This is a genomic window from Streptomyces aculeolatus (assembly GCF_020400605.1).
Taxonomy (GTDB): Bacteria; Actinomycetota; Actinomycetes; order Streptomycetales; family Streptomycetaceae; genus Streptomyces; species Streptomyces aculeolatus.
The window spans coordinates 127,666-154,361 of the sequence record NZ_JAINRD010000004.1 but is presented as its reverse complement, the minus strand read 5'-3'; the positions used below and the strand labels follow the sequence as shown (position 1 = coordinate 154,361).

The 26,696-nt window shown below is 74.2% G+C and carries 23 protein-coding genes; 16 read left to right on the top strand and 7 right to left on the bottom strand.

All coding sequences use genetic code 11. The annotated features are described in order from the left end of the window. Window positions 1–237: 237 nt before the first annotated feature. From LG396_RS09365 to LG396_RS09340, 6 genes are all read left to right on the top strand, one after another. Window positions 238–1,743 carry a sensor histidine kinase gene (locus LG396_RS09365; RefSeq protein WP_372483476.1) on the top strand — a complete coding sequence of 502 codons (1,506 nt, stop codon included), beginning with the start codon at window positions 238–240 and terminating at the stop codon, window positions 1,741–1,743. Further along, a complete protein-coding gene (locus LG396_RS09360) occupies window positions 1,740–2,444 on the top strand; it encodes a response regulator (protein ID WP_018834363.1) in 705 nt (234 codons plus the stop codon). The genes LG396_RS09365 and LG396_RS09360 overlap by 4 nt, the downstream gene beginning before the upstream one ends. Before the next feature lie 101 nt (window positions 2,445–2,545). Next, window positions 2,546–3,238: a FadR/GntR family transcriptional regulator gene (locus LG396_RS09355; protein ID WP_018834364.1), complete on the top strand. Its 693-nt coding sequence runs from the start codon at window positions 2,546–2,548 to the stop codon at window positions 3,236–3,238. Window positions 3,239–3,420: 182 nt separating this feature from the next. Further along, on the top strand, window positions 3,421–5,331 hold the full coding sequence (locus LG396_RS09350) for a sialidase family protein (protein WP_263978906.1): 1,911 nt from the start codon (window positions 3,421–3,423) through the stop codon (window positions 5,329–5,331). 99 nt (window positions 5,332–5,430) lie between these two features. Next, window positions 5,431–6,177: a DNA repair protein RecO gene (gene recO, locus LG396_RS09345; RefSeq protein WP_018834366.1), complete on the top strand. Its 747-nt coding sequence runs from the start codon at window positions 5,431–5,433 to the stop codon at window positions 6,175–6,177. Window positions 6,178–6,304: 127 nt separating this feature from the next. Next, the gene (locus LG396_RS09340) at window positions 6,305–7,144 is read left to right on the top strand and encodes an isoprenyl transferase (protein ID WP_225794369.1); all 840 of its coding nucleotides are present in this window, start codon (window positions 6,305–6,307) and stop codon (window positions 7,142–7,144) included. Between the two features lie 25 nt (window positions 7,145–7,169). On the opposite strand, the gene LG396_RS09335 is transcribed toward LG396_RS09340, so the two are convergent. The 4 genes from LG396_RS09335 to LG396_RS09320 form a co-directional block, all read right to left on the bottom strand. Continuing rightward, window positions 7,170–7,589: a Fur family transcriptional regulator gene (locus LG396_RS09335; RefSeq protein WP_018834368.1), complete on the bottom strand. Its 420-nt coding sequence runs from the start codon at window positions 7,587–7,589 to the stop codon at window positions 7,170–7,172. A gap of 98 nt (window positions 7,590–7,687) precedes the next feature. Next, a complete protein-coding gene (locus LG396_RS09330; protein WP_225794570.1) occupies window positions 7,688–8,587 on the bottom strand; it encodes a metal ABC transporter permease in 900 nt (299 codons plus the stop codon). Then, complete coding sequence (locus tag LG396_RS09325; RefSeq protein ID WP_018834370.1) at window positions 8,587–9,360, bottom strand: metal ABC transporter ATP-binding protein; 774 nt, start codon at window positions 9,358–9,360, stop codon at window positions 8,587–8,589. The genes LG396_RS09330 and LG396_RS09325 overlap by 1 nt, the downstream gene beginning before the upstream one ends. 26 nt (window positions 9,361–9,386) lie before the next feature. Beyond that, the gene (locus LG396_RS09320) at window positions 9,387–10,412 is read right to left on the bottom strand and encodes a metal ABC transporter substrate-binding protein (protein ID WP_225794368.1); all 1,026 of its coding nucleotides are present in this window, start codon (window positions 10,410–10,412) and stop codon (window positions 9,387–9,389) included. 164 nt (window positions 10,413–10,576) lie between these two features. On the opposite strand from LG396_RS09320, the gene LG396_RS09315 reads away from it, so the two are divergent. Both LG396_RS09315 and LG396_RS09310 read left to right on the top strand, forming a co-directional pair. After that, the gene (locus LG396_RS09315) at window positions 10,577–11,959 is read left to right on the top strand and encodes a glycine--tRNA ligase (RefSeq protein WP_018834372.1); all 1,383 of its coding nucleotides are present in this window, start codon (window positions 10,577–10,579) and stop codon (window positions 11,957–11,959) included. Window positions 11,960–12,133: 174 nt separating this feature from the next. After that, entirely contained in the window at window positions 12,134–12,370 is a 237-nt protein-coding gene (locus LG396_RS09310; protein ID WP_225794367.1) for a hypothetical protein, read from the top strand. On the opposite strand, the gene LG396_RS09305 is transcribed toward LG396_RS09310, so the two are convergent. Both LG396_RS09305 and LG396_RS09300 read right to left on the bottom strand, forming a co-directional pair. Then, window positions 12,359–13,042 (bottom strand): TetR/AcrR family transcriptional regulator, encoded by a 684-nt coding sequence (locus tag LG396_RS09305; RefSeq protein ID WP_225794366.1) that lies wholly within the window; start codon window positions 13,040–13,042, stop codon window positions 12,359–12,361. The genes LG396_RS09310 and LG396_RS09305 overlap by 12 nt on opposite strands. A 152-nt stretch (window positions 13,043–13,194) precedes the next feature. Beyond that, on the bottom strand, window positions 13,195–14,256 hold the full coding sequence (locus tag LG396_RS09300) for an aldo/keto reductase (protein ID WP_225794365.1): 1,062 nt from the start codon (window positions 14,254–14,256) through the stop codon (window positions 13,195–13,197). A gap of 124 nt (window positions 14,257–14,380) precedes the next feature. Between LG396_RS09300 and LG396_RS09295 the strand changes: the two genes are divergently transcribed. Then, window positions 14,381–15,571 (top strand): MBL fold metallo-hydrolase, encoded by a 1,191-nt coding sequence (locus LG396_RS09295; protein WP_225794364.1) that lies wholly within the window; start codon window positions 14,381–14,383, stop codon window positions 15,569–15,571. A 69-nt stretch (window positions 15,572–15,640) separates the two neighbouring features. Here the strand turns inward: LG396_RS09295 and LG396_RS39200 are convergent, their stop codons facing one another. After that, window positions 15,641–19,216, bottom strand: coding sequence for an AfsR/SARP family transcriptional regulator (locus tag LG396_RS39200; protein WP_263978904.1), 3,576 nt, complete (start codon window positions 19,214–19,216; stop codon window positions 15,641–15,643). A 302-nt stretch (window positions 19,217–19,518) separates the two neighbouring features. Here LG396_RS39200 and LG396_RS09285 point away from each other — a divergent pair, with 302 nt between their 5' ends. The 7 genes from LG396_RS09285 (at window position 19,519) to LG396_RS09255 (ending at window position 26,670) form a co-directional block, all read left to right on the top strand. Continuing rightward, complete coding sequence (locus tag LG396_RS09285) at window positions 19,519–20,997, top strand: MFS transporter (protein ID WP_372483485.1); 1,479 nt, start codon at window positions 19,519–19,521, stop codon at window positions 20,995–20,997. 171 nt (window positions 20,998–21,168) lie between these two features. Next, a complete protein-coding gene (locus LG396_RS09280) occupies window positions 21,169–22,992 on the top strand; it encodes a serine/threonine-protein kinase (RefSeq protein ID WP_225794569.1) in 1,824 nt (607 codons plus the stop codon). 134 nt (window positions 22,993–23,126) lie between these two features. Next, a complete protein-coding gene (locus LG396_RS09275) occupies window positions 23,127–23,411 on the top strand; it encodes a hypothetical protein (RefSeq protein WP_225794362.1) in 285 nt (94 codons plus the stop codon). 5 nt (window positions 23,412–23,416) lie between these two features. Continuing rightward, window positions 23,417–24,769, top strand: a complete 1,353-nt coding sequence (locus LG396_RS09270) for a putative T7SS-secreted protein (RefSeq protein ID WP_225794361.1) — start codon at window positions 23,417–23,419, stop codon at window positions 24,767–24,769. Window positions 24,770–24,861: 92 nt separating this feature from the next. Next, a complete protein-coding gene (locus LG396_RS09265; RefSeq protein WP_225794360.1) occupies window positions 24,862–25,353 on the top strand; it encodes a hypothetical protein in 492 nt (163 codons plus the stop codon). Next, window positions 25,346–26,071, top strand: a complete 726-nt coding sequence (locus LG396_RS09260; RefSeq protein ID WP_225794359.1) for a hypothetical protein — start codon at window positions 25,346–25,348, stop codon at window positions 26,069–26,071. Before LG396_RS09265 ends, LG396_RS09260 begins: the two co-directional genes overlap by 8 nt. Beyond that, window positions 26,068–26,670 (top strand): hypothetical protein, encoded by a 603-nt coding sequence (locus tag LG396_RS09255; RefSeq protein WP_018834384.1) that lies wholly within the window; start codon window positions 26,068–26,070, stop codon window positions 26,668–26,670. The genes LG396_RS09260 and LG396_RS09255 overlap by 4 nt, the downstream gene beginning before the upstream one ends. Window positions 26,671–26,696: the final 26 nt, after the last annotated feature.

Here is a 26,696-nt window from a genome sequence, read left to right as displayed (position 1 = left end):
AAGGCGGAGGAGGGAGGCGACGCGGAGCGTCGTCGACCGACGACAACGCCGCGAGGTGCAGTGCCAGCCGCCGCGAGCCCGGCGAAGATCCAAACGACAGACCCCAGCCCGCCCCGCCCCGGCCGTACGCTCCGTGCGGCCCGGAAGCGGCCGTCCACGTGCCCTCGGGGGGGCGCGTGGACGGTCTGCCCGTACCGAGGAGTTGCGCACGCGGAGCCGTGGGCGAGGATGGTGGTCATGCAGTCAGCGAGGACCCGGCTGGCGGGGCTGAAGCAGCCGACGCGCCGGGATGTTCTGTTCACCGTGTTCGTCGGCGCCGTCGTCGCGTGCCTGGCGCTGTTCGGCGCCGTCGGGACCAGCGCGCACCGGCCGGATGCCGCCGGCTGGCTGCTGCTGTTCGTCATGGTGGCGGTGCTGGCGTGGCGCCGCCGCTACCCGATGGGCGTCTTCCTGCTGTCCATCCTCCCCGAGGCCCCGTACCACATCCTCGACAACATCCACAGCGCGCCGACGCCCGCGCTGATGGTCGCCGTCTACTCCCTCGCCGTCGCCGGGCCCCGGCTGCGGACCCTGCTGGTCACCGGCGGCCTCGTCGTCGCCGGCGTCACCATGCTCACGCTGCGCAGCGCCGACCAGGGCGCCGAACTGCTGCGCACCTCCGGCTGGGTCATGGCGGTGGCGCTGCTCGGCGAGGCGGTGCGGGTGCACCGCAACTACGTCGGCGCCATCGTCGAGCGCGCCGAACGCGCCGAGCGCACCCGGGAGGAGACCGCCGCCCGCCGGGTCGCCGAGGAACGGCTGCGCATCGCCCAGGACCTGCACGACCTGCTGGCCCACAGCATCACCCTCATCGGCGTGCAGACGTCGGTGGCCGCCCATCTGCTGGTCGCCGACCCCGGCCGGCTGGACCGCGCGGCGCTGGCCGACGCCCTCGACGGCATCGCCGGCACCTGCCGCGACTCCCGCGCCGAACTGCGCACCACGCTGCAGGTGCTGCGCGGCGGCGACGCGGTCGACGGCACCCGGCCGCCGCCGGGCCTCGCGGGGCTGCCCGACCTCGCGGCGGCGGCGCGCTCCGGGGGCGCCGAGGTGCGCCTCGACGTCGCCGACGCGGCCCGGGAGGTGCCGCGGGGCGTGGGGGCGGCGGCGTACCGGATCGTGCAGCAGTCGCTGACCAACGCCGTGCAGCACGCCGGCTCCGCGGTGCACGTGCGGATCTCCGTCGGCTACGACGAGAGGGCGGGCGCGCTGCGCATCACCGTCGTCGACGACGGCCCCGCGGATCCGGGGGAGACGGCGGAGCGGGGCGAACCGGCGGAGCCGGTACGGGCCGGGGCGCCGGCCGCGGGCGGCAGCGCCCGTATCGGCTACGGCATCGTCGGCATGCGCGAGCGGGCCCGCACCGTCGGCGGCACCCTGGAGGCGGCCCGCCGCACGGACGCCGCGGGCTGGGCGGTCACCGCCGTGCTGCCGTGCGCACCCGCGGGGCCCGAGGGCGTCGAGACCGTGGAGACGGCCCCTGCGGTGACGGCAGCCGCAGCAGGCACGGCAGACGCGGCGGGCGCAGCACACCCGGCACCCCCCGCGGACCCGGCGGATCCGGCGGGCTCCGACCCCGCGGATGCGGCGCCCCCCGCGGACCCCGCCGACCCGGCCGGCTCCGACGCGGCAGCCCCGGCCGATCCCGGCGCCGACCGCCCCGGGGCCCGTACCGCCCTCACCGACAGGAGCCGCACCGCATGACCGCGCAGCCCATCCGCGTCCTGCTCGCCGACGACCAGACCCTGGTGCGCAAGGCGTTCGCCATGCTCGTGGACTCCGCCGCCGACATGGAGGTCGTCGGCGAGGCGGGCAACGGCCGCGAAGCCGTGGCGCTGACCCGCAGCGAGCGCGTCGACCTGGTGGTGATGGACCTGCGGATGCCCGAACTCGACGGCATCGAGGCCACCCGGCTCATCGCCGCCGACGAGGACCTGGCGGGCGTGCGGGTGCTGGTGCTCACCACCTACGACACCGACGAGCACATCATGGCCGCGCTGCGCGCCGGCGCCTCCGGCTTCCTGGTCAAGGACACGCAGCCGGCGGCGCTGCTGGAGGCCATCCGCACGGTCGCCGCCGGCGACGCGCTGCTCTCGCCGGGCCCCACGGCCCGCCTCATCGAGCGCCTGGTGCGGCTGCCGGTGGCGCCGCAGCCGTCGGCGACGCAGCACGGCGGGGCGGCGCTGGGCGCGCTGTCGGAGCGGGAGCGGCAGGTGCTGATGCTGGTGGCGCGGGGGCTGAACAACACCGAGATCGCCGAGTCGCTGGCGCTGTCGCCGCTGACGGCCAAGACCCATGTGAGCCGCATCATGGGCAAGGTCGGGGCGCGGGACCGGGCGCAGCTGGTCGTCATCGGCTACGAATCGGGGCTCATCACTCCCGGATCTTCCTCGTCTTCCGGATGAACCTCCGGTATCACACGTAGGATGTCCCTCCTTGTGCGTACGATACCGCCATGTCCCAGGAGCTGAAGCACCCCCAGCCGCGTTCGGACCGCAGGAAGCGCATGGGCGGTCAGATCCAGCGCGAGATCATGCAGCTCATCCTCGACCGGGGCCTGCGCCCCGGCGCGGTGCTGCCCACCGAGGCCGAGCTGATGGACGACCTGGGGGTGAGCCGCAACTCGGTGCGCGAGGCGCTCAAGGCGCTGCAGGCCCTCGACATCGTCGAGATCCGCCACGGCTACGGCACGTACGTCGGCGAGGCGTCGCTGACGCCGCTCGCCGACGGGCTGACGTTCCGCACCCTGGTGCAGCTCGGCGGCGACGACGCGCACGCCCTCAACGAGATCCTCCAGGTCCGCGAAATACTCGAAGAAGGCCTGATCAGCCGGGTGGTGGAGAGCATCCCCGAGGCCGACCTCGACGCGCTGGACGCCATCGTCGCGCGGATGGAGGCCCGCGCCGGACAGGGCGAGGTCTTCCCCGAGGAGGACCGCGAGTTCCACGAGGTCCTCTACCGCTCGATGGGCAACGCCCTGGTCCCGCAGCTCCTCAGCGCGTTCTGGAACGTCTTCCACCGCGTCGCCGGCGCCCGCGGCTGGGCCGACGACCCGTCGCCGCTGGGCACCGCCCGCCGCCACAAGGAGATCGTCGCCGCGCTGCGGGCCCGCGACCGCGACCACGTACGGGCCGCGATGACCACCCACTTCCGCGGCATCGAGGCCCGCGCGGGCAAGGCGATGCGCGGCGTCGGGTGAGCGGCGCAGTCATGAGCAGAAGGTGAACTGCGGGTAGCTGCGGACGGACCCTTGACCGTACGGGGGGCTGCCTTTACGTTACGCCGATGGACATCCCACGTCCTACGTAGGACATGGGCCGTCCACAGCTGTCCGCGCCACCCTCATGTGCCCGACGTATCCAGACGAAAGCGAGACGCACCATGCAGCCACGCCTCGCACCTGCCCCAGGCCGCCCCCGCCGAAGAAACCCCCGCCCCCGCCGCACCACCGCCCTCGCGGCGTGCGCCGCCGTCCTCGGCGCCGGCCTGACCGCACTCGCCCCCCACGCCAGCGCACAGGACCCCCGCACCGCCGCCGCACCGGAATTCACCCAGGAAGTGCTCTTCCAGGGCGGCACCGGCGGCTACTTCTGCTACCGCATCCCCGCCGTCGTCGAAGCCGCCGACGGCACCCTCCTCGCCTTCGCCGAAGGCCGCGTCGACAGCTGCGCCGACAAAGGCGACATAGACATCGTGCTGCGCCGCTCCACCGACAACGGCGCCACCTGGACCGACCCGCAGGTCGTCCTCGCCGGCGACGGCGACACCCGCGGCAACCCCGCCCCCGTCGTCGACCGCGAAACCGGCCGCATCTCCCTGCTCAGCACCCACAACCCCGGCGCCGACGACCACGTCCGCACCCCCTACCTCCAGCACTCCACCGACAACGGCCGCACCTGGAGCGCCGCCCGCCACATGGGCGCGGAACTGTCCAAGCCCGAATGGGACCGCTGGTACGCCACCGGCCCCGGCCACGGCCTCCAGCTCACCACCGGCGAGAACGCCGGCCGCCTCCTCGTCGGCGGCAACCACGAAGGCCTCGACGGCCGCCAGGGCGCCCACCTCCTCTACAGCGACGACGGCGGCCTCACCTGGCAGCTCGGCGCCGACGACACCCGCGCCACCCGCCCGCCGGACGTCAAACCCCAGGAACTCAGCCTCTTCGAACGCCGCGACGGCTCCGTCTACGCCGCCGCCCGCGACGAACGCGGCACCGACACCGGCAACCGCGCCGCAGCCGTCAGCAGCGACGGCGGCACCACCTTCGACGCCCCCTTCACGACCACCCCCGACCTCGTCAGCCCTGTCGTCCAGGGCGCCACCCTCCGCCACGGCGACCAGGTCCTCGCCTCGCTGCCGGCGCACCCCGCCGACCGCCTCCACATGTCCGTACGCGCCTCCCGCGACGACGGCGCCACCTGGGAACCCTGGCAGCAGGGCCGCATCATCCACTGGGGCCCCACCGCCTACTCCGACATGGTCGAACTCGCCGGGGACCGCGTCGGCCTCCTCTACGAAGCCGGCACCACCAGCCCGTACGAGACGATCCGCTGGGCCCGCTTCAACGACGCCTTCCTCGACGCACCCAACGAGGACCCGCCGCCGCGCCCCGCACCCGACCCCGGAGCCACCACCCCCGACGCCTCCCGCAGCGACAACACCGCCTACGTCCGCGGCAGCTCCGAACTGCGCCCCGGCCGCTTCGGCCAGTCCCTCTACCTCGACAACACCGCCCCGCACATCGACGCCCGCGTCGAGGTCCCCTGGAACGACTCCCTCGACGTCGGCTCCGGCGACTTCACCTGGACCGGCTGGTTCAAGTACGGCCGCACCAACGGCGCCCACGCGATCATGTGGGCCTACGGAGTCGGCGGCAACGCCCCCTCCGTCTGGCTGCGCGCCGAACCCGAACAGAACCGCATCATCGCCCGCATGCAGATGGAACAGGCCGCCGTCAGCGTCCAGACCACCGGCGCGTACAACGACAACGCCTTCCACTTCGTCACCCTGCAGCGCGCCGGCGGCAAACTCACCCTCAGCGTCGACGGCACCTCCTACGCCGCCGACGCCCCGCCCGGCTCACCCACCGCCGGCAAGGAGTTCGGCATCGGCGGCATCGACATCGGCCAGCGCCTCGACGGCGCCAACCGCTTCCACGGCTACCTCGACGACATGCGCGTCTACGACCGCGCCCTCAACCGCGGCGAGCTGACCGCCATCCGCAAGGACAACGCCGCCGTCCCCCGGGGCCAGCAGCTCCGCCTCCCCCTCGACACCGTCAACCCGCAGTAGCACGTGCGGCGGTGCCGGCCCGGGCAGCCAACGGCCCGGGCCGGCACCCGTGCGCCCCGCGCCGGGCACGAAGCCGGCGACGTAGGCAAGAATGGGCCCATGACCCTGTTCCGCGACGACGGCATCGTGCTGCGCACCCAGAAACTGGGCGAGGCGGACCGGATCATCTCCCTCCTCACCCGCGGCCACGGCCGCGTCCGCGCCGTCGCCCGCGGCGTCCGGCGCACCAAGTCGAAGTTCGGCGCCCGCCTCGAACCCTTCAGCCACGTCGACGTCCAGTTCTTCGCCCGCGGCAGCGACCTCGTCGGCCGCGGGCTGCCGATGTGCACCCAGACCGAGACCATCGCCCCCTACGGCGCCCCCATAGCCGGCGACTACCCCCGCTACACCGCCGGCACCGCCATGCTGGAGACCGCGGAACGCTTCACCGACCAGGAAGGCGAACCCGCCACCCAGCAGTACCTGCTGCTCGTCGGCGCCCTGCGCACCCTCGCCGGCGGCGCCCACGCCCCCCAGCTCGTCCTCGACGCCTACCTGCTGCGCTCCCTCGCCGTCAACGGCTACGCCCCCAGCTTCGGCAACTGCGCCCGCTGCGGAATGGAGGGACCCAACCGGTTCTTCTCCGTCAACGCGGGCGGAGTGCTGTGCGGCGATTGCCGCGTGCCCGGTAGCGTCGTACCGTCACCCGAGGTACTCGCGCTGCTCGGCGCGCTCCTGACCGGCGACTGGCACACCGCCGACCGCTGCGGGGCACACCACGTCAAAGAGGGCAGCGGCCTCGTCGCCGCCTACCTGCACTGGCACCTGGAGCGCGGCCTGCGTTCGCTGCGCCACGTCGAGAGGTAGCCGGAGAACGGCGCCGGCCCGCCATGAGACGGGCCCGGCGCGGGCAGAAGCAGGACACCGGCGCGACACAAGCGGGACAGAAGCCGGGCAGCAGACGAAAACGGACAGGAACGGGAGAGCACGGCACATGGCACGACGAGGGATCCGCGGCACCTCCCTGACGCGGCACCGCCGCTCCTACGAGACCCCCGAGCCGCACCCCTCCGGCGCCCGCGCGCCGAAGCTGCCCGGCGAACTGGTCCCCGGGCACGTCGCGATCGTCATGGACGGCAACGGCCGCTGGGCCAAGGAGCGCGGCCTCCCGCGCACCGAGGGCCACAAGGTCGGCGAAGCCGTCGTCCTCGACGTCGTCAGAGGCTGCCTCGAAATCGGCGTGAAGAACCTCTCCGTCTACGCCTTCTCCACCGAGAACTGGAAACGCTCACCCGACGAGGTGCGCTTCCTCATGAACTTCAACCGCGACGTCATCCGCCGCCGCCGCAACGAACTCGACGCCATGGGCGTACGCATCCGCTGGGCCGGCCGCATGCCCAAGCTGTGGAAGAGCGTCGTCCAGGAACTCCAGGTCGCCGAGGAACAGACCACCGGCAACGACGCCATGACCCTCTACATGTGCGTCAACTACGGCGGCCGCGCCGAGATCGCCGACGCCGCCGCCGGCATCGCCCGCGACGTCGCCGCCGGCCGCCTCGACCCCAAGAAGGTCAGCGAACGCACCTTCGCCAAATACCTGTACCACCCCGACATGCCGGACGTGGACCTGTTCATCCGGCCCTCCGGCGAGCGACGCACCTCCAACTACCTCATCTGGCAGAGCGTCTACGCCGAAATGGTCTTCCAGGACATCCTGTGGCCCGACTTCGACCGCCGCGACCTGTGGCGCGCCTGCGTCGAGTACGCCTCCCGCGACCGCCGCTTCGGCGGCGCCATCCCCAACGACCCCGACCACGAGGCCCACACCGGCTGACCCGGACCGCGGGGCGGCACCCGCGTCAGTCCCGCCGCTGCCCCGCGCACTCCGCACACGTACCGAAGACCTCCACCGTGTGCGCCACATCCACGAACCCGTGCTCCGAGGCGACCGACTCCGCCCAGCGCTCCACCGCGGGACCGTCGACCTCGACCGCCTTGCCGCACAGCCGGCACACCAGATGATGGTGGTGCTCACCGGTGCTGCACCGGCGATACACCGCCTCACCCTCCGTCGTCCGCAGCACATCGACATCGCCCGCGTCCGCGAGCGACTGCAGCGTCCGGTACACCGTCGTCAGCCCCACCGACTCGCCGCGATGCCGCAGCATGTCGTGCAGCTCCTGGGCGCTGCGGAACTCGTCGACCTCCGCGAGCGCCGCCGCCACCGCCGCGCGCTGACGCGTCGACCGGCCGCGTACCGGGGGACCTGCGGTCGTCACCCTTGCCTCCTGCTGCTCGCTCGAAGCCCTGTCCGCCCCACGAGCCGCCATTGTGCCAGCAGCAACCCTCCGAACGGACACAGCCGCGGCAGCCGTCCTCACTTCGACCCACCGCCCACCCGCTCGCCGGCCCCCTCCGCAACCGCTTCCCCGGCCCCGGGGCCGACCCCGCCACCCGCACCGGAACGCAGCCGCGCCAACGGCACCGCCAACGCCGTGACCAGCAAGAACAACCCCAGCGCGAAGAGCACGATCGTCGCCCCCGGCGGCACGTCCGCGTAGTACGAGAACACCGTCCCCGACAGCGTCGTCACCACCCCCATCGCCACCGCCAGCGTCAGCGTCGCCGCGAACGCGCGCGTCGCCTGCTGCGCCGCCGCCACCGGGATCACCATCAGCGCACTGACCAGCAGCAGGCCCACGACCCGCATCGCCACCGTCACCGTCACCGCCGCCGTCACCGCCAGCAGCAGATTCAGCGACCGCACCGGCAGCCCCGTGACCTTCGCGAACTCCTCGTCCTGGCAGATCGCGAAGAACTGCCGCCGCAACCCCAGCGTCACCAGCAGCACGAACACCGACAGCCACAGGATCGCCGTCACATCCGCATCCGACACCGTCGTCACCGACCCGAACAGATACGTGGTCAGATTCGCCGTCGAACCGTTCGGCGCCAGATTGATCAGCAGCACACCCCCGGCCATGCCCCCGTAGAACAGCATCGCCAGCGCCAGATCACCGCGCGTGTGCCCGTACGAGCGGATCAGCTCCATCGCCACCGCACCCGCCGCCGCCACCAGCACCGCGGTCCACACCGGGCTCGTGTTCAGCAGGAAACCCAGCGCCACACCCGTCAGCGCCACATGCCCGATACCGTCACCCATGATCGCCTGCCGGCGCTGCACCAGATAGATGCCCACCGCCGGCGCCGCGATCCCCACCAGCAGCGCCGCCAGCAGCGCACGCTGCATGAACGGCGGCTCCAGGAACTCCAGCATCATGTCAGCAGCCCCGTTCTCTCCGCCGCCGCCGGCTCACCCGCCGCACCCGGATGCGGATGGCACGCCAGATCGTGCACCCGGGCCGCCGCGTCCGTCTCCCCGCGCCCGTACTCCCGCACCACCAGACCGTCGCCCAGCACGACCGTACGGTCGATCAGCGGCTGCATCGGCCCCAGCTCGTGCAGCACCAGCAGCACCGACGCACCGCCCTCGACCTGCCCGGCCAGCGCCTCCGCCAGAATCCGCTGGCTCGGCAGATCCACCCCGCCCAGCGGCTCGTCCATGATCAGCAACTCCGGCTCCGCCGCCAGCGCCCGCGCGATCAGCACCCGCTGGTGCTGCCCGCCCGACAACCGGTTCACCGACTCCTTCGCCCGGTCCGCAAGACCCACCACGTCCAGCGCCCGCTCCACCGCCGCCCGGTCCGCCCGCCCCAGCGGCCGCAGCCGCGACCGCGACAGGCGCCCCGACGACACCACCTCGCGCACCGACGCCGGCACCCCGGACGCCGCCGTCGAACGCTGCGGCACGTACCCGATCCGCCGCCACTGGCGAAACCGCCCCAGCGGCGTCCCGAACAGCTCCAGCTCGCCCGACGCCAGCGGCACCCGGCCCACCACGGCCCGTACCGTCGTCGACTTCCCCGAACCGTTCGCCCCCAGCAGCGCCACCACCTCACCGCGGCCCACCGCCAGATCCACCCCGCCCAGGACCGCGCGCCCGCCCAGCGACGCACGCGCACCGCGCAGACTCACCACCGGCTCCACCACGCCCGCTCCCTCCGCGGAGACCCCGCTCACTTCGCCCCCAGCGCCTGCTGGAGCGCCCCGAGGTTCGCCTCCATGATCTCGAAGTAGTCGTCACCCTTCGACTTGTCCGTCACGCCCTCGATCGGGTCGAGCACATCCGTCCGGAGGTCCAGGTCACCCGCGAGAGTGCGCGCCGTCTTGTCGCTGACCAGCGTCTCGAAGAACACCGTCGTCACCCCGTCGTCCTCCGCGATGTCCTGCAGCTGCTTCATCCGCGCCGCGCTCGGCTCCGACTCCGGGCTCAGCCCCTTGATCGACTCCTGCACCAGGCCGTAGCGGTCGGCGATGTAGCCGAACGCGGCGTGCGTCGTGATGAACGTGTCCGTACGCCGGTTCTCCAGCCCCGCGGCGAACCGCCCGTCCAGCTTCCGCAGCCGGTCCGCCAGCTCCGCCGCGTTCTTCTCGTACGCGGCCGCATGGTCCGGGTCGGCCTTCGCCATCGCCTTGCCGACACCCTCGGCGACCTCCGCGTAACGCACCGGGTCCAGCCAGATGTGGGGGTCCCCGCCGTCCTCGCCGCCGTGGTCGTGGCCCTCGTGCCCGCCGTCGGCCTCCTCCCCGGCGTGCCCCCCGTCCTCCTCGTGCTCCTCGTGCTCCCCGTCCTCCTCGCCGCCGTGCTTCTCCAGCGACGTGAACTCCGACGCCTCCACGACGTGCTCCGCACCCGACTGCTCGATGGCCTCGTCGACCGCCGGCTGCATGTCCTTCAGATAGACGATCAGCCCCGCGTCCGCCAGCTCCCCCGTCTGCCGCGGGCTCAGCTCCAGGTCGTGCGGCTCCGTCCCCGGCTTGGTCAGCGTGGAGACCTCCGCGTGCCGACCGCCTATCTCCTCGGCCAGGAACTGCATCGGATAGAACGACGCGGTCACCCGCAGCCTGCCGTCCTCGGTCACGGTGCCCGACGACCCGTCGCCGCAGGCGGACAGGGTCAGCACGGCGGCCGCGGACAGCGCCGCGGCCGCGGCGGGGGTGAGACCGGATATGGACCGGCGGCTAGCTCTCATGACACTCATTTTCATCAAAGATGGAAACGATTGTCAAAAATATTTACGGACGGTGCCCACCCGGCGGCACCCCGCCCCCCGCACCCCGCACCGCCCGCCCCCCGATTTGAAACCAGGGGCACCGCCGCCGGTAACCTGGAGCACCGCTTCGTCGTCGTAATGAAGAGAGCACCGTGGCCGCCGACAAGATCGACACCATCGTCAGCCTGAGCAAGCGCCGTGGCTTCGTCTACCCGTGCAGCGAGATCTACGGCGGCCAGCGCGCCGCCTGGGACTACGGCCCCCTCGGCGTAGAGCTCAAGGAGAACATCAAGCGCCAGTGGTGGCGCAACATGGTCACCTCCCGCGACGACGTCGTCGGCCTCGACTCCTCCGTCATCCTCGCCCGCGAGGTCTGGGAGGCATCCGGCCACGTCGCCACCTTCACCGACCCGCTCACCGAGTGCACCTCCTGCCACAAGCGCTTCCGCGCCGACCACCTCGAAGAGGCCTACGAGGCCAAGCACGGCCACCCCCCCACCGGCGGCCTCGCCGACATCAACTGCCCCCACTGCGGCAACAAGGGCGGCTTCACCGAGCCCAAGCAGTTCTCCGGCCTCCTGGCCACCCACCTCGGCCCCACCCAGGACGCCGGCTCCGAGACCTTCCTGCGCCCCGAGACCGCCCAGGGCATCTTCACCAACTTCATGCAGGTCCAGACCTCCTCCCGGAAGAAGCCCCCGTTCGGCATCGCCCAGACCGGCAAGTCCTTCCGCAACGAGATCACCCCCGGCAACTTCATCTTCCGCACCCGCGAGTTCGAACAGATGGAGATGGAGTTCTTCGTCAAGCCCGGCGAGGACGAGACCTGGCACGAGTACTGGATGCAGCAGCGCTGGAACTGGTACACCGGCCTCGGCATGCAGGAAGCCAACCTCCGCTGGTTCGACCACCCCAAGGAGAAGCTCTCCCACTACTCGAAGCGCACCGTCGACATCGAATACCGCTTCGACTTCGCCGGCAGCCAGTGGGGTGAGCTCGAAGGCATCGCCAACCGCACGGACTTCGACCTCAAGGCCCACTCCGCCGCCTCCGGCCAGGACCTCTCCTTCTTCGACCAGGAAGCCGGCGAACGCTGGACCCCCTACGTCATCGAACCCGCCGCCGGCGTCGGCCGCACCATGCTCGCCTTCATGCTCGACGCCTACATCGAGGACGAAGCCCCCAACGCCAAGGGCAAGATGGAAAAGCGCACCGTCATGCGCCTCGACCCCCGCCTCGCCCCCGTCAAGGCCGCCGTCCTCCCCCTCTCCCGCAACCCCGAACTCTCCCCGAAGGCCAAGGGCCTCGCGGCCGACCTCCGCGGCCACTGGAACATCGAGTTCGACGACGCCGGCGCCATCGGCCGCCGCTACCGCCGCCAGGACGAGATCGGCACCCCCTACTGCATCACCGTCGACTTCGACACCCTCGACGACAACGCCGTCACCGTCCGCGAACGCGACACCATGAAGCAGGAACGCGTCTCCCTCGACCAGGTCGAGACCTACCTCGCCGGCCGCCTCCTCGGCTGCTGACCCACCCGCACCACCACGAAGGCGCCCCCCATCGGGGGGCGCCTTCGCCGTACACCCGCACCCGAACGCAAAACGCCCGCCCGGCTGCGGCACACCGCCCCCTTGCTGCACACTGAGCCCCACCGCCAGGCCAGAAGGAGCCACGAACAGCAAGAGCCACCAGCAGGAGGCGCCATGCACGCGAGGGACACCAGCCGGGTCACCGCCACCGACCCCGACGGCCACGAACACACCGTCCACGTCACAGGCGCCGGCGCCCTGCGCCAACTCCACTGCGACAGCTGCGACTGGACCAGAGCCGCCCAGTTCCTCCCCTGGCTCAAAGCCGAAGAACACCTCGCGGAAACGCACCGCGCCGCCGCCGGCACCGGACACCCCGACCCCGGCACCGCACCCGCCTCAGGGACGTAGCCCCCGCACCACCACATCCACCAGCAGCGCGAACTCCGCCTCCACCCCCGGCTCCCGCCACCCCGGCGCAAACGCCGGATCATGGAACCGGCGCGTCGCGTCGAACACCGCCCCCGCCACAGCCTCCACCGAACGGCGCGCCGCCTGCGCCACCGCCGCCCCCTCCGCATCCCCCGCGGCCACCGCCGGCGGCACCGCCAACACCCCCTGGCGCACCCCGTCCTCCAGGATCAGCGCCAACTGCCCCCGCAACTCCGCGACGTGCCGCGCGACCACCCCCGCCACCGTCGCCGACCCCGACTCCGCCCCCGCGCGGATCGCCGGACCGCTCTCACCGATCAGCGCCATGTACGTCGCGAACATCTCCGGATCGTCATGCGCCTTGCGCCGCTTCGTGTCGAACAGCACCGCCAGCCACCGCCGCAACCGCACATCCGCCGGCCCCTCCGCCCCCGCGACGGCTTCCAGTGCCTCCTCCGTCCGATCCAGCCACCGCGCCGCCACCGCCGCATGCAGCGCCGCCTTGCTCGGAAAATGCCGGTACACCGAACCGTGGCTGACACCCAGCACCCGCGCCACGTCCACCACCGTCGCCTTCGCCGGACCGTAGCGGCGCAGCACGTCCTCCGTGGCTTCGAGGATGTGCTCGGGGGTCAGGGTCTCGGACGGCATCGGCGCTCTCCGGCTCTCGGGCTCTCCCGACCGGCGTCGGGTCTGCTACCAGCTTCGCAGCCCCGGCCGACAACGACACACCGGCCGTACCCGCCGTAGCCGGTGCGCCCGGTGTGCCCGCTGTGCGCGCCGGACCCGCTCGCGGTGCCCGCCTACGCCGCGGACGGCCCGCCGGACCGCCCGCCGGACCGCCCGCCCGCCCGCTCGCTGTCCAGCATCGCCATCTGCTCCGGGCCGTACCGCTCGCCCGCAGCGGCGCCCGCGGGCACCGCCCGCTCGATCGCCTCCAGATCCGCCGCGTCCAGCACCACGTCCAGAGCACCGAGGGACTCCGCCAGCCGGTCCCGGCGGCGCGCGCCCACGAGCGGCACGATGTCCTCACCCCGGCCGAGCACCCAGGCGATGGCGATCTGCGCGACCGACACCCCCTTGCCGTCCGCGACCTCCCGCAGGGCGTCGACGAGCGCCAGGTTCCGGTCGACGTTCTCCGCGGCGAACCGCGGGGAGTGCGCCCGGAAGTCCTGCGCACCCAGCTCCCGGACCCGCTCGCGCGTCATGTGCCCGCTGATCAGGCCCCGGGAGAGCACGCCGTACGCGGTGACGGAGACGCCCAGCTCCCGGCAGACCGGCAGGATCCCGTCCTCGATGCCGCGGGAGAGCAGCGAGTACTCGATCTGCAGATCGGCGACCGGCGCCGTGGCGGCGGCCCGGCGCACGGTCTCCGCGCCCACCTCGGAGAGGCCGACGTGCCGCACGTAGCCGGCGTCGATCAGCTCCTGCACGGCGCCGACGGTCTCCTCGATCGGCACGTCCGGGTCGAGGCGGGCGATCCGGTAGACGTCGATGTGGTCGGTGCCGAGGCGCTGCAGGGAGTAGGCGGCGAAGTTCTTCACGGCGGCCGGCCGGCCGTCGTAGCCGAGGAAGCCGCCCGCCGGGTCGCGCAGGGCGCCGAACTTGACGCTGACCAGCGCCTGGTCGCGACTGCCGGGGCGGGCGTCGAGGGCGTCGCGGATGAGCAGCTCGTTGTGGCCCATGCCGTAGAAGTCGCCGGTGTCGAGGAGGGTCACGCCGGCGTCGAGGGCGGCGTGGATGGTGGCGATGGACTCCTTGCGGTCCACCGGGCCGTAGAGCGCGGACATGCCCATGCAGCCGAGGCCGAGGGCGGAGACGCGGGGGCCGGTGGTGCCGAGGAGGCGGGTCGGGATCGCAGTCATGGTGACAAGTATGGAATGACGAATGACAGATGTCAAAATCTGTCAGTGCTACATTCTCACGTGATCCGGAACACCGTCGTCCCCGCCGCCGTTGACCCCACAGTCCGAGACCAAGGAGTAGCCCATGCGTCGAGTTCGCCCCGCGTCGTTCGGCGCCGAGCCGGCGGGTGCCCGGTTGGCGCGGATCCTCAACTCACCGAACTACGACCCGGCGGCGGGCGCGTTCCGCAACCCCCTTCCGGCCGCCATCGGCCCGCAGCCCGGCGGCGGTTCCCGCGGCGAGATGTTCCGCGCCCTGCTCCGCCGCGAAGGCCGCAAGCCCGCGGGCCCCGTCCCCGTGCAGCGCCCCGATCTGTCCGCCCCGCCGGCCGGCGGGCTGCGCCTGACGTGGCTCGGCCACGCCACGGTCCTCGCCGAGATCGACGGCCGCCGCGTCCTCTTCGACCCGGTCTTCGGGGAGCGCTGCTCGCCGTTCTCCTTCGCCGGCCCGCGCCGCTTCCACCGCGTACCCCTGCCGCTCGGCGAACTCGGCCCGCTCGACGCGGTCGTCATCTCCCACGACCACTACGACCACCTCGACATGTCGACCGTCCGCGAACTCCGCAAGGCCGTCGCGCCCGACGTGCTGTTCGCGGTGCCGCTCGGCGTCGGCGCCCACCTGGAGCGCTGGGGCGTCCCGCAGGACCGCATCGCGGAGCTGGACTGGCACGAGTCCACCGAGGTCGCCGGCCTGACCCTCACCGCGACGCCCGCCCGCCACTTCTGCGGCCGCGGCATCCGCAACAAGCAGCGCACCCTGTGGGCCTCCTGGTCCGTGCGCGGCCCGGAGCACCGGGTGTTCCACAGCGGCGACACCGGCTACTTCCCCGGCTTCGCCGACATCGGCGCGGAACACGGCCCGTTCGACGCGGCGATGGTGCAGATCGGCGCGTACAGCGACTTCTGGCCGGACATCCACATGACCCCGGAGGAGGGCGTACGGGCCCATCTCGACCTGCGCGGCGGGGTGCTGCTGCCCATCCACTGGGGCACGTTCAACCTCGCCCCGCACCGCTGGGAGGAGCCCGCCGAGCGCACCGCCGCCGCGGCGGCCGCGGGCGGTGTGCGGGCCGCGATCCCGCGGCCCGGCGAGCCCTTCGAGCCGTCCGCGCCGACGCTGCCGGTGACGCCGTGGTGGCAGGAGATCGCCGCCCCGGAGCGCAGCCCGCAGCCGGGCGGGAGCGGCGGCCGGCCGGCGGAGGCGGCGGCACCGGCACCGGTGGTGGCGCCGGTGAAGCAGGCGCCGGCGAAGCCGAGCCCCGCGACGGAGGGGTAGCGGGGGAGAGGCCGGCCGGGCGTCGGCCGCGAGCGTGCCCCCGGGCATCCTCCGGGCATCCCCCGGGTGTTACGGCGTGGCGGTGGCGGCTGCCGCCGGGGACGGCGCGGGGTGTGTCGCCGGGTGGTCGGTCAGGGCCATGCCGCGGCCCTGTTCGTGGGCCGCGGCGAAGGCCGCCGCGCCCACGCCCGCCGTCGCGCGGGCCGTGATGCGGTCGACGTCGCCCCGTTCCGCCGCCGGCAGCGGCGCGCCCGCCGCCGTGCGCAGGGCGGCGGCGGTGCCGAGGAGCCGGGCGGCGGGCAGGTGAGCGCCGGTCAGCGTCTCGACGCCCGCCAGCCCCTCCAGCGCCAGCGCCGCGGCCCGCGGGTCCCCCGAGACGAGCGCGGCGGCCAGCCCCTCGCGCTGCATGGCCCGCGCCTCCTCGGCGTCCCCGCGCTGTTCGGCGACGAAGCCCAGCTCCGCCGCGATCAGCGCCACGCCCCGCGGGGCCGCCGAGCAGCCGAGTCCGCGCCACCACCGAAGCCAGGGGTACAGGTGCGCCTCGGCGGCCTCGGGGCGGCCGGCCCTGCGGGCCACCATCCCGAGGCCGATCTCGGCGAACTCCTCGCCCGCCGGGTCGAAGTGCGCGGTGGCCAGCGCCATGGCCCGCTCGTGCAGCCGCCGCGACTCGTCGAGGTCGCCGGTGAGCATGGTGATCCGGCCGAGTCCGGTGAGCCGGTACGACTGCTGGGCCCACAGGCCGAGTTCCCCGGCCCGGCGGGCGTCGTCGCGGTGCAGGCGCGCGGCGCGCGCGTAGTCGCCGGTGATCTCGGCGTGTTCCGCCATGGCCTCGCCGGCTTCGAGCCGGCCCCAGTCCTCGCCCAGTTCGTCGAAGGCGCGGGCGGCGGTGGCGGAGTTCCGCGCGAGTGCGGCGAGATCGCCGCGGAAGAGTGCCACGGTCGCCTGGACGACGAGCGCGGCGGCTTCGCCCCAGCGGTCGCCGCGGGTACGGAACTCGGCCAGCGTCCGGTCGGCGAGCACGGCGGCGCGGGCGATGCTGCCGAAGTTCGACTCGGCGTGGGCGAGGAACCACACGGCCCGGGTGTCGGCGGCGTCGCCGGGGAACTCCGGTCCCGGGGCCGCCGGGCCGGTGCCGCCGCGGCCGTCCGGCCACCCGCTCCCGTCGTCCTTCCGGTCGTTCCGGTACGCCTCGTGCGGCCCGGCTGATCCTTCCGTTCCGGCTGCCCCGGCCGGTCCGCCCGGTCCGGGTGCTCCGCCCGCCGCGGCGGGTTCGCCGGGTCCGGCCGGGGTGCGGACCGCGGCGTCCAGCAGCGCGAAGCCGGCGTGCCAGGCGGCGACGGTGGCCCGCAGCGCGGCCACGCGGTCGCTCCCGTCGTCCGGGGCCCCGGGCGTGCCCGTCTCCAGGGCGCGGGCCAGCGCCCGGGTGCTCTCGCGGTGCCGGCCGCGCAGGAACCAGTACCACGCGAGTGCGTTCGCCAGGCGCAGGGCCGGCGCGGCGTCGCCCGTCGTCGTGGCGGTGTCCAGGGCGCGGCGCAGGTCGGCCGCTTCGGCGTCGAGGGTCGTCAGCCAGCGGGTCTGGGCGCGGGTGAAGAGGTGGGGTGCGGCACGCTGGGCGAGGTCGGCGTAGTGGGTGGCGTGGTCGCGTAGCGCGCGGGGGTGTTCGCCGGCGGCGGTCAGCTCTTCGAGGCCGTAGGCGGCGACGGATTCCAGCAGCCCGTAGCGGGGGCCTTCCGGTCCGGGGGCGGTGACGACGAGGGAGCGGTCGACGAGGCGGGCGAGGAGGTCGGCGACGTCGGCGGGGTCGATGTCGGTGCCGGCGCAGACGGCTTCGGCGGCGGGCAGGGTGGCGCCGGCGGCGAAGACGGAGAGGCGGCGCAGGACGGCCTGTTCGGCGGGGGCGAGCAGTTCCCAGCTCCACTCGATCATCGCGCGGAGCGTGCGCTGCCGTTCGGGCGCGTCCCGGCGGGTGCTGCCTGCGGCCAGGACGCGGAAGCGGTCGTCGAGGCGTTCGGCGAGGCGGTGGACGCCGAGGGCGCGGACGCGGGTGGCGGCGAGTTCGAGCGCGAGGGGGATGCCGTCGAGGCGGCGGCAGACGGCGGCGACGGCGGCGGCGTTGCCGGGTTCGAGCTGGAAGCCGGGGGCCGCGGCGGCGGCGCGGGCGAGGAAGAGCCGTACGGCGCTGGACTCCTGGAGGCATTCGGCGGAGGGCGCGGCGCCCAGGGCGGCGGTGCCGGCCGCGGTGGCGGCGGGTGCGGCGGGGTGGTGCGGGGGCAGGGTGAGCGGCGGTACCGCGTAGAGGGTTTCGCCGGCGATGGCGAGCGGTTCCTGGCTGGTGGCGAGGATGCGCAGGCCGGGGGCGGCGCGCAGGAGGCGGGCGGCGAGCGGGGCGACGGCCTCGACGAGGTGCTCGCAGTTGTCGAGGACGAGGAGGAGCCGTTTGGCGCGTACGGCGTCGGCGAGGACGTCGTGGGTGGGGCGGCCGCCGGTGTCGTGGACGCCGAGGACCTGGGCGAGGGCGTCGGCGGGGTCGTCGTGGCAGCGGCGGCCGGCGAGTTCGGCGAGCCACACGCCGTCGGGGAAGTCGCCCGGGAGGCCGGGCGGTGCGTCGGCGAGGGCCCGGGCGGCGGCTTCGAGGGCGAGGCGGGTCTTGCCGACGCCGCCGGGGCCGCCGAGGGTGACGAGGCGTTCGGTGCGGAGGAGTTTGCGTACGTCGGTGAGTTCCCGGTCGCGGCCGACGAGTTCGGTGACGGGGGCGGGGAGGTTGGACGGCGGCGGGGCGGGGCGCGCCGGGGGTGCCCCCGCGGGGAGTCCGGTGCCGTCCGTGCCCGGGGCCGCTGTCCGCGCGTCCCTTCGCCCGCCCGCTTCCGCGCGCGTGCCCGTTCCCGCGTCGGCGTCCAGTGCCGGGTCCTGCGCCAGGATCGCCCGTTGCAGCGCGGCCAGCTCGGGACCGGGCTCCAGGCCGAGGTCGCGGGCGAGGCGGCGGCGCAGGTCGCCGTAGGCGGCGAGGGCTTCGCTCTGCCGCCCGGCCCGGTACAGCGCCGTCATGTGTGCGGCGCGCAGCCGTTCCCGCAGCGGGTGGCGGTCGACGAGGCCGCCCAGTTCGGCGGCGAGCGGGCCGTGCTCGCCGAGGGCGAGCCGGGCGTGGGCGAGCTCCTCGACGGCGGTCAGCCGGTTCTCCTCCAGCCGTGCCGCTTCGGCGCGGGCGAAGTCCTGGTCGGCGACGTCCTCGTAGGCGCCGCCGCGCCACAGCGCGAGCGCCTCCCGCAGCCGCGCCGCCCGCACGTGCGGGTCGGCGGTCGTACGGGCCCGGGCGGTCAGGGCGGCGAAGCGGCCGGCGTCGACGGACTCGGGGGCGGCGGCGAGGCGGTAGCCGCCGTGTTCGCGTACGACCTGGTCGCGGGCGGCGGGTTCGGCGGCGGCGAGTGTGCGGCGCAGTTGCCAGACGCGGGTCTGGAGGGTGGCGGCCGGGTTCGCGGGGCGGGTGCCGGTGGGCCACAGGTCCTCGACGAGCCGGCCGGCGGAGACGGTGCGGCCCTCGTGCGCCAGGAGGTCGGCGAGGAGCGCGCGGACCTTCCGCTCGGCGACCTTGACCGGTTCGCCGGCGTCCGTCCACACCGCCAGTGGACCGAGGACCCCGTATCGCATGCCTCAACGGTACGCAGCGGGTCCGACAACGCGCGCCGCCGTGCACGGGCCGTCACCCGGTGTGCGCGGCGGTCGGCGCGGGGGTGCCGGGGCGGCGTCCGAGAGCGGATCCGGAGTGGACCGAGAGAGGCGGGTCGCACAGTCGGTTCCGCGGCACCGAGCCGTCCGTCCACCCCGAAGGGATCCTTGTGAACACCGATCTCACCCCCGGCACCGACGCCCCCGGCGCCCCCGACCCGGGCGGCACCGCCGGAACCGGCGCCGGCGAGCGTGCCGGGCCGCGCGCGTGGGCCGGGCTCGCGGTGCTGGCCCTGCCGACGCTGCTCCTCGCCCTCGACGTCTCCGTCCTGCACCTCGCCGTGCCGCACCTGGCGGCCGATCTGCAGCCCAGCAACACGCAGATGCTGTGGATCATCGACATCTACGGCTTCATGATCGCCGGCTTCCTGGTGACCATGGGCACGCTCGGCGACCGCGTCGGCCGCCGCCGGCTGCTGCTGATCGGCGCCGCCGCCTTCGGCGCGGCGTCCGTCGCCGCCGCGTACGCGCCGGGCCCGGAGGCGCTGATCGCCGCCCGGCTGCTGCTGGGCGTGGCCGGTGCCACGCTGATGCCGTCGACGCTCTCGCTGATCAGCAACCTCTTCCTCGACCCGCGGCAGCGGGGGCTGGCGTTCGCGATCTGGGCGGCGATGTTCTCCCTGGGCGTCGCGCTCGGGCCGGTGGCGGGCGGTGCGCTGCTGGAGTACTTCTGGTGGGGTTCGGCGTTCCTGATGGGCATCCCGGTGATGGTGCTGCTGCTGGTGGCGGGGCCGCTGCTGCTGCCGGAGTCGCGGGATCCGGGCGCGGGCCGGGTGGACGCGGCGAGCGTGGTGCTGTCGCTGGCGACGATGCTTCCGGCGACGTACGCGATCAAGGAGTTGGCGCACGGGGTGGCCGCCGTGCCGCTGCTGGCCGCCGCGGTGGGCGTCGGCGCGGGGGCGCTGTTCCTGCGCAGGCAGCGGCGGTTGGCGAGCCCGCTGCTGGACCTGGGGCTGTTCGCCGACCGGTCGTTCCGCAGCGCGCTGCTGATCCTGCTGGTGGGGACGGTGGCGGTGAGCGGCACGTACCTGTTCGTGACGCAGTATCTGCAGTTGGTGGAGGGGCAGTCGGCGCTGCGGGCGGGGCTGTGGCTGCTGCCGCCGGCGGGGGTGCTGATCGTCGCGTCGGTGACGGCGCCGGCGTTCGCGCGCCGGTTCGGGCCGGGGGCGGTGATGGGCGCGGGGCTGGTGTCGGCGGCGGCGGGGTTCCTGCTGCTGAGCCGGGTGGAGCCGGGTGGTTCGGGGGACATCGCGGTGATCGCGGTGGCGTACGCGCTGGTGAACTCGGGCATCGGCCCCGTGCTGGCGCTGGGCACCGAGCTGGTGGTGGGTTCCGCACCTCCGGAGAAGGCGGGTGCGGCGTCGGCGATCAGCGAGACGGGTTCGGAGCTGGGCGTGGCGCTGGGTGTCGCGGTGCTGGGGAGCGTGGGCACGGCGGTGTACCGGTCGGATGTCGGCGGCGGGGTGCCGGAGGGCACGCCGGAGGCGGCGGCGGAGACGGCGCGGGACACCCTGGCCGGTGCGGCGGCGGTGGCGGAGGAGCTGCCGGGGCCGCTGGGCGCGGAGTTGCTGGGGGCGGCGCGGGAGGCGTTCGCGGGCGGGCTGGCGGCGGTGGGCGTGATCAGCGCGGTGCTGTCGCTGGCGGTGGCGGCGCTGGCGTTCACGGCGCTGCGGGGCGCGGGCGAGGGGGGCGCGGAGAAGTGAGCGGGCGCGTGGGCGCATCCCGACTCCGTTGTCACCCGGGCCCGTTAGGCTGCCCCGGGTCACGGACACAGTGCGCGCATCGGACACGGTGCGTGCGGCGAACGGCAGAGGGCGGCTGTGGGGGAGAGCGAAGCGGGGGGCGTCCGGCTGCTTGCCGGGCGGTATCGCGTGGTGGGGCAGCTCGGGCGGGGCGGCATGGGCACGGTGTGGCGTGCCGTGGACGAGGTCCTGGGCCGCGAGGTCGCGGTGAAGGAGCTGCGTGCGTTCGGGGAGGGCGCGGCGCCGGACGCGGCGGAACTGCGGCTGCGGATGCAGCGGGAGGCGCGGGCCGCGGCCCGGGTCGACCACCCGGGCGTGATCGCCGTGCACGACGTCACGGAGCACGAGGGCCGGCCCCTGATCGTGATGGAGCTGGTCGACGGCCCTTCGCTGGACGACGTGATACGGGAGCGGGGCGTGCTGGACCCCGCGGAGGCCGCCGCCATCGGCGCCAAGGTGGTCGACGCGCTGGCCGCGGCGCACCGGGCGGGGATCCTGCACCGCGACGTGAAGCCCGCGAACATCCTGCTGGCGCGCGGCGGGCGCGTCGTCCTCACCGACTTCGGCATCGCCGCGATGGACGACCCGGGCGACGACGGCACGACGCGGCTGACGGCCCCCGGCGAGATGGTCGGCTCCATCGACTACCTGTCGCCCGAGCGGGCCCGCGGCGACCTGCCGGGGCCGCCCTCGGACGTGTGGTCGCTGGGCGCGACGCTGTACGCGGCGGTGGAGGGCATGTCGCCGTTCCGCCGGTCGTCGACGTGGTCGACGATCAGCGCGATCGTCGTGGACCCGCTGCCGGAGCCGCAGCGGGCGGGCGCGCTGACGGGTGCGCTGCGGGAGCTGATGGACAAGGACCCGGGGCGCCGCGCGGACGCGCTGCGCGCGGCACGGCTGCTGGCGGCGGTGGCGGCGGGGGAGCCGCTGCCGGATCCGGCGGAGACGATGCGGCTGGGCGGCGCGGGCCTCGGCCCGGGCCTGGGAGCGGTCGGCGGCACGGGCGCGGCGGGTCTGGCGGCCGGTGCGGGTGCGGGCGGGTTCGGCCCGGCGCCGGAGTCGCATACGCCGTCGATGCCGCCGGAGGCGCTGAACGCGGCGGCGGGATTCGCGCCGGGTGCCGCGGCCGGCCCCGGCGGCGCGGCCGGGCCGGTGGCGGGAGCACCGGGGGCACCGGGCCCGTACGGGCCGGGCGGGCCACCGCACGGGCCGTTCACGCCCGGCCGGGGCACGCCCCACGGGCAGGCCGCGCCCCACGGGCAGCCCACCCCGCCGGGGCCGTTCACGCCGTACGGGCAGGGCACTCCCGGCACCGCCGGCGCCCCCGGCGGCCGGCCCCCGGCCCGCCGCCGTCCGCTGATGCTGGCCGGTGCCGCCGTCGCCGTGGCGGCCGTGGCGGCGCTGGCGTTCACCGTGCCGGGGTGGGTGGGCTCCGGCGACGACGGCGACGGCGACGCGAACGCGCGCGGGGCGGACCGGAGTTCGAGCGCCCCCGCCGCGCAGAGCAAGCAGCCGGGCGACGTGAAGCCGTCGGAGGCGGAGGACGACGACGGCGAGGAGACCGCACCGCCGTCCCCGAGCGCCTCCGCCACGCGCACGACCCGGCCGCCCGAGAGCCCCGGCGGGACCGCCGGCCCCACCGCCCGGCCCACCCGCCCCGACGCCACGTCGGCGAAGCCGACGACGCCGGCCACGACCTCGGCGCCGCCCGCGGACCCGTGGGATTCGTGCACGTACTACTCGGGCACGGCCCTCACCCAGAACGGCGACAGCGGCGAGCGCGTCGTGCAGGTCCAGTGCATCCTCCGCGCCCGCGGCTACGACCTCGGCGCGGGCGGCGTCGACGGCATGTTCGGCGAGAGCACGGAGGCCGCGGTCCGGAAGTTCCAGTCCGCGAAAGGGCTGGCCGTCGACGGCCAGGTGGGGCCCGACACCTGGGGTGCGCTGCGCGGTTGACACCCGCAGGGGAGCCCGGTGACCGACCGTAGCGCCGCGTGAGCCGGGCGGAGTATGCGGACTCCGCACACCGCCCGTTTGTATTGTCGCCTGTACTCTGCCCGGCAGAGACGCAAGGCCACGGGGGACGAACGATGAGCGATTTGTGTGTGGACTATGCCCGCCTTCAGGTGATCGAACGTGATCTGGGCATCGTCAAGCGGGAGTTCGAGAGCTGCGAGGAACACCAGGAGCGGCTTCGCGGAATATACGGCTCCGGTACCGTCGCGGACGCGATGGAGGACTTCACCACCAACTGGGACCGGCACCGCAAGGAAGTGCTGGAGTCCGTGAAGTCCGTCGGGGAGATGGCGAGCAACGTCCATCAGTCGTTCCTCAAGACGGACAAGAAGCTCGAGCAGGAATGCAAGGGTGAGTGACGGCCATGGCCCGACCCACCGACTGGCAGCCGCTGGCCGACTCCGACCCCGTACCGGGGAACGTCGAGGACATCCGGGACGAGGCCGCCAGGCTGAAGAAGATCGGCGAGACGATCGAGTCGCAGGTCGGCAAGCTGCGCGACATCGGCAAGGACGGCGCCCTGAAGGGCAAGTACGCCGACAGGCTGCGCAGTGCCGCGACCGATCTGGCCGGCAAGATGGAGAAGACCTCCGGCCGTTACAAGGCGGTGGCCGGGCACCTGTCGTCGTGGGCGACCGACCTGGACGAAGCGCAGAAGGCCGCCGAGCGGGCGCTGACGAAGGCGCAGAGCGCCTCCGGGGCCATGGCGCAGAACAAGCCGCCGGACAAGGCGTCCGCGCCGGACGCGCCGGAGCCCTCGGACGCCGAGAAGGAAGCCGAGAAGAAGCGGGAGAAGGCGTACGGGGCGGCCGAGGGGGAGTTGGAGGAGGCGCGCCGGATGCTGGGGCGGGCGACGTCCGCCCGGGACTCCGACGCGGACACGGCCGCCGGGCGCATCAAGAAGTCCATCGACGACGACGTCAAGGACGGCTGGTGGGACAACGTCAGCGACTTCGTCGACAAGTACGCCGACATCATCAAGATCGTCATCGATGTCATCAGCTGGGTGGCCACGGCGGTGGCGATCATCTCGCTGTTCATCCCGGGGCTGAACGTGGTGGCGTTCCTGCTGATCGCGGGATTGCTGGTGGTCGGGGGCAGAGCCCTGCTCGCGGCCACCGGCAACGCGAGCTGGACGGAGGTGCTCGTCGACTCCATCGGGCTGCTGACGATGGGCATCGGCCGCGCCGGGATGGCGGCGCTGAAGGGCACAAACGCGCTGACGAAGACGGCGGCGACCGCGGCCCGTTCGCGGCAGGTCGCCACGAACCTCGCCGGGTCGTCCGCGAAGCGCACGGCGCTGGGCAAGGTGCTGAGCAGCCGGACGGCCAGCGCCGCGCAGAAGCGGTCGGCGCGGGCGCAGATCGACGCGCTGAAGAAGGCCGCGCGGCGGCAGTCGACGAGCGTGCCGCAGAACCTGCCGTCGGTGGGGCGCCTGGGCAGGATCCTCAACATGGGCGACACCGAGGGCCTGTCCCTGCTGCGCAACATCGGGCGCATCTCCGACCGCTTCCCGGGCCTGGTGGGCGGCGGTACGGCGGCGCACGCGGGGGCCGCGTACACGGCCTCTCTGGGCGCCGCCTGGACCGGTACGATCGTCGACCTCGGCGACAAGGCGTTCGGCAGCAGCGACATGCTGCCCTTCAAGCCGTTCAACGAGTCGTACAACGACTGGAAGGGCGACACCTGGAAGGCGCCGATCGGCTCGACGTGGTGACGCGGCCGGCGCGGTGACGCCCGGCGGCCCGGTCGCCCGGTGCCCGGCAGCCCGGTGCCCGGTGGCCGGGCACCCGACGTGAAGAGGAGCCGATGGTCTTCCTGCCCCGCCGCACCACCCCGTCCGCGCGGGGCCGCGCCGACGGTCCGCTGCTGGTCGCCGCGCGCGCCGCGGTGCTGGTGCCGTTGGCCGCCGGGGCGCTGCTCGCGGTCGCGGGCGCGGCCGTCGACGGCGCTTCCGGCGCGGCGGCCTGGACCGAGCGGGCCCTGCTGTGCGCGGCGGCCGCGGTGCTGGTGCGGTCGGTGGTCACGGCAGCGGTACGGAACGTGGGCGACGGCGAGTTGGAGGTCACCGCCGTCTTCGGGTCGGTGCTGCTGATGGCCGCCGCGTACGTCACGGGGCCGGCGGCGCTGGTCGCGGTGCCGGGGGCGGCGCTGGTGACGGGGGTGGTGTCCGCGGTGCGCACGGACCGGGCGGAGCGGCGGCGCAGGCGGGAGCGGCGGGAGCGGGACGCGCGGGTGCGGGCGCACCACGCGGAGAAGAAGCGGCGGAAACGGGAAGGCGGGGGAGCGGACGGTGGCTGAGCGGACGGGGCGCGTCGACTACGTGAAGCGGGCGGCGCGGACGGAGCGTACGGACGGACCCGTACGGGACGGGGACGAAGGGCGGGACCACGACGGGGACGCGGCCCGGGAGGAGGGCGCCGCCGTCGGGTACACGCTCGTGCTGCCGCCGAACTGGTCGCGTATCCCGCTGCGCGACGGCACCGACGAGGCGATCCTGCGGATCGTCGACGAGGCCGTCGCCGACCTGCCCGACGACCTGCCGCGCGACCGGATACCCGAGGTGCGCCTGGAACTGGTGCGGCGGCTGCGCAAGGCCGCCGCCGACGCGCGCAAGAGCGGCGGACTCGACCTCTACCTGCCCGTGCAGCAGATGCACGGCGTGACGATCGCGGCGTCGTTCGTCGTCTCCGAGGTCACCCTGGCCGCGGGCGCCGACCCCGCGCTGGTCCTCGCCCGGCTGCTCGCCGACGCGGAGCAGTCGCAGCCCGCGGCCGTCGACGGGTCCGTCGGCTACCGCAACGAGCGGGTCGCCCGCGCCTCCGGCGACGAGGGCGGCGAGTACGCTTCCCGCCGCGTCGACTACGTGCTGGCGGTTCCCGAGGACGACACCCGGTGGGTGACGGTCGGGTTCAGCACCCTCGCGGACGGCGATCCGAAGGGCGCGTTCGCGGACGTGCTCGTCGAGCTGTTCGACGCCGTGATGACCACCTTCCGCTGGACGAGGAGCAGCCGGTGAGCTGGATCGAGGTCGACTACGACGACGCGAAGTGGCTGTGGGTGCCGCAGCGGTGGGAGGGCCTGCCGTGGCCGGGTCCCGCCGAGTGGGCGGAGGCGTTCGCCGAGGCGTGGTGGACGCTCGCGGACGTCGAGCCCGGCGGCGACGAGGAGGAGGTGGCGCGGCTGCGGGACGCCCTGCTCCAGTACGCCACCCGCGCCGGCGAGGTCTTCCCCGGCCAGGACCTGTACCTGTACCTGCCCGACCCGCGGCAGGCGCCGGTGCCGCTGGCCGTGTGGGGGCTGGCGGCGGCCGGCGACCGCAACGACCGGCTGCGGGAGCTGGTGCGGTCGATGGACGACGAGGCGGTGGAGCCGCCGATCGTGGAGCTGTTCCGCCACCCGCACCTGGGCAACGGGCTGCGGGCCATGCGCTACTTCACCGACCCGGACGACGGCACCCTCGGCTGCTCCCTGAATTTCGCCTTCCGCTCCGAGCCGCACGGCGTGGACGTCCTGGTCCGCGCCATCAGCGGCGACGTGGGCCGGCTCGCGGCGGCGGCGCAGGACATGGACGAGCTGGCGCTGGCGGTACGGGTCCGCCGTGACGAGGACCGCTGACGGCGCCGCGGTGCGGGACCGGCCGC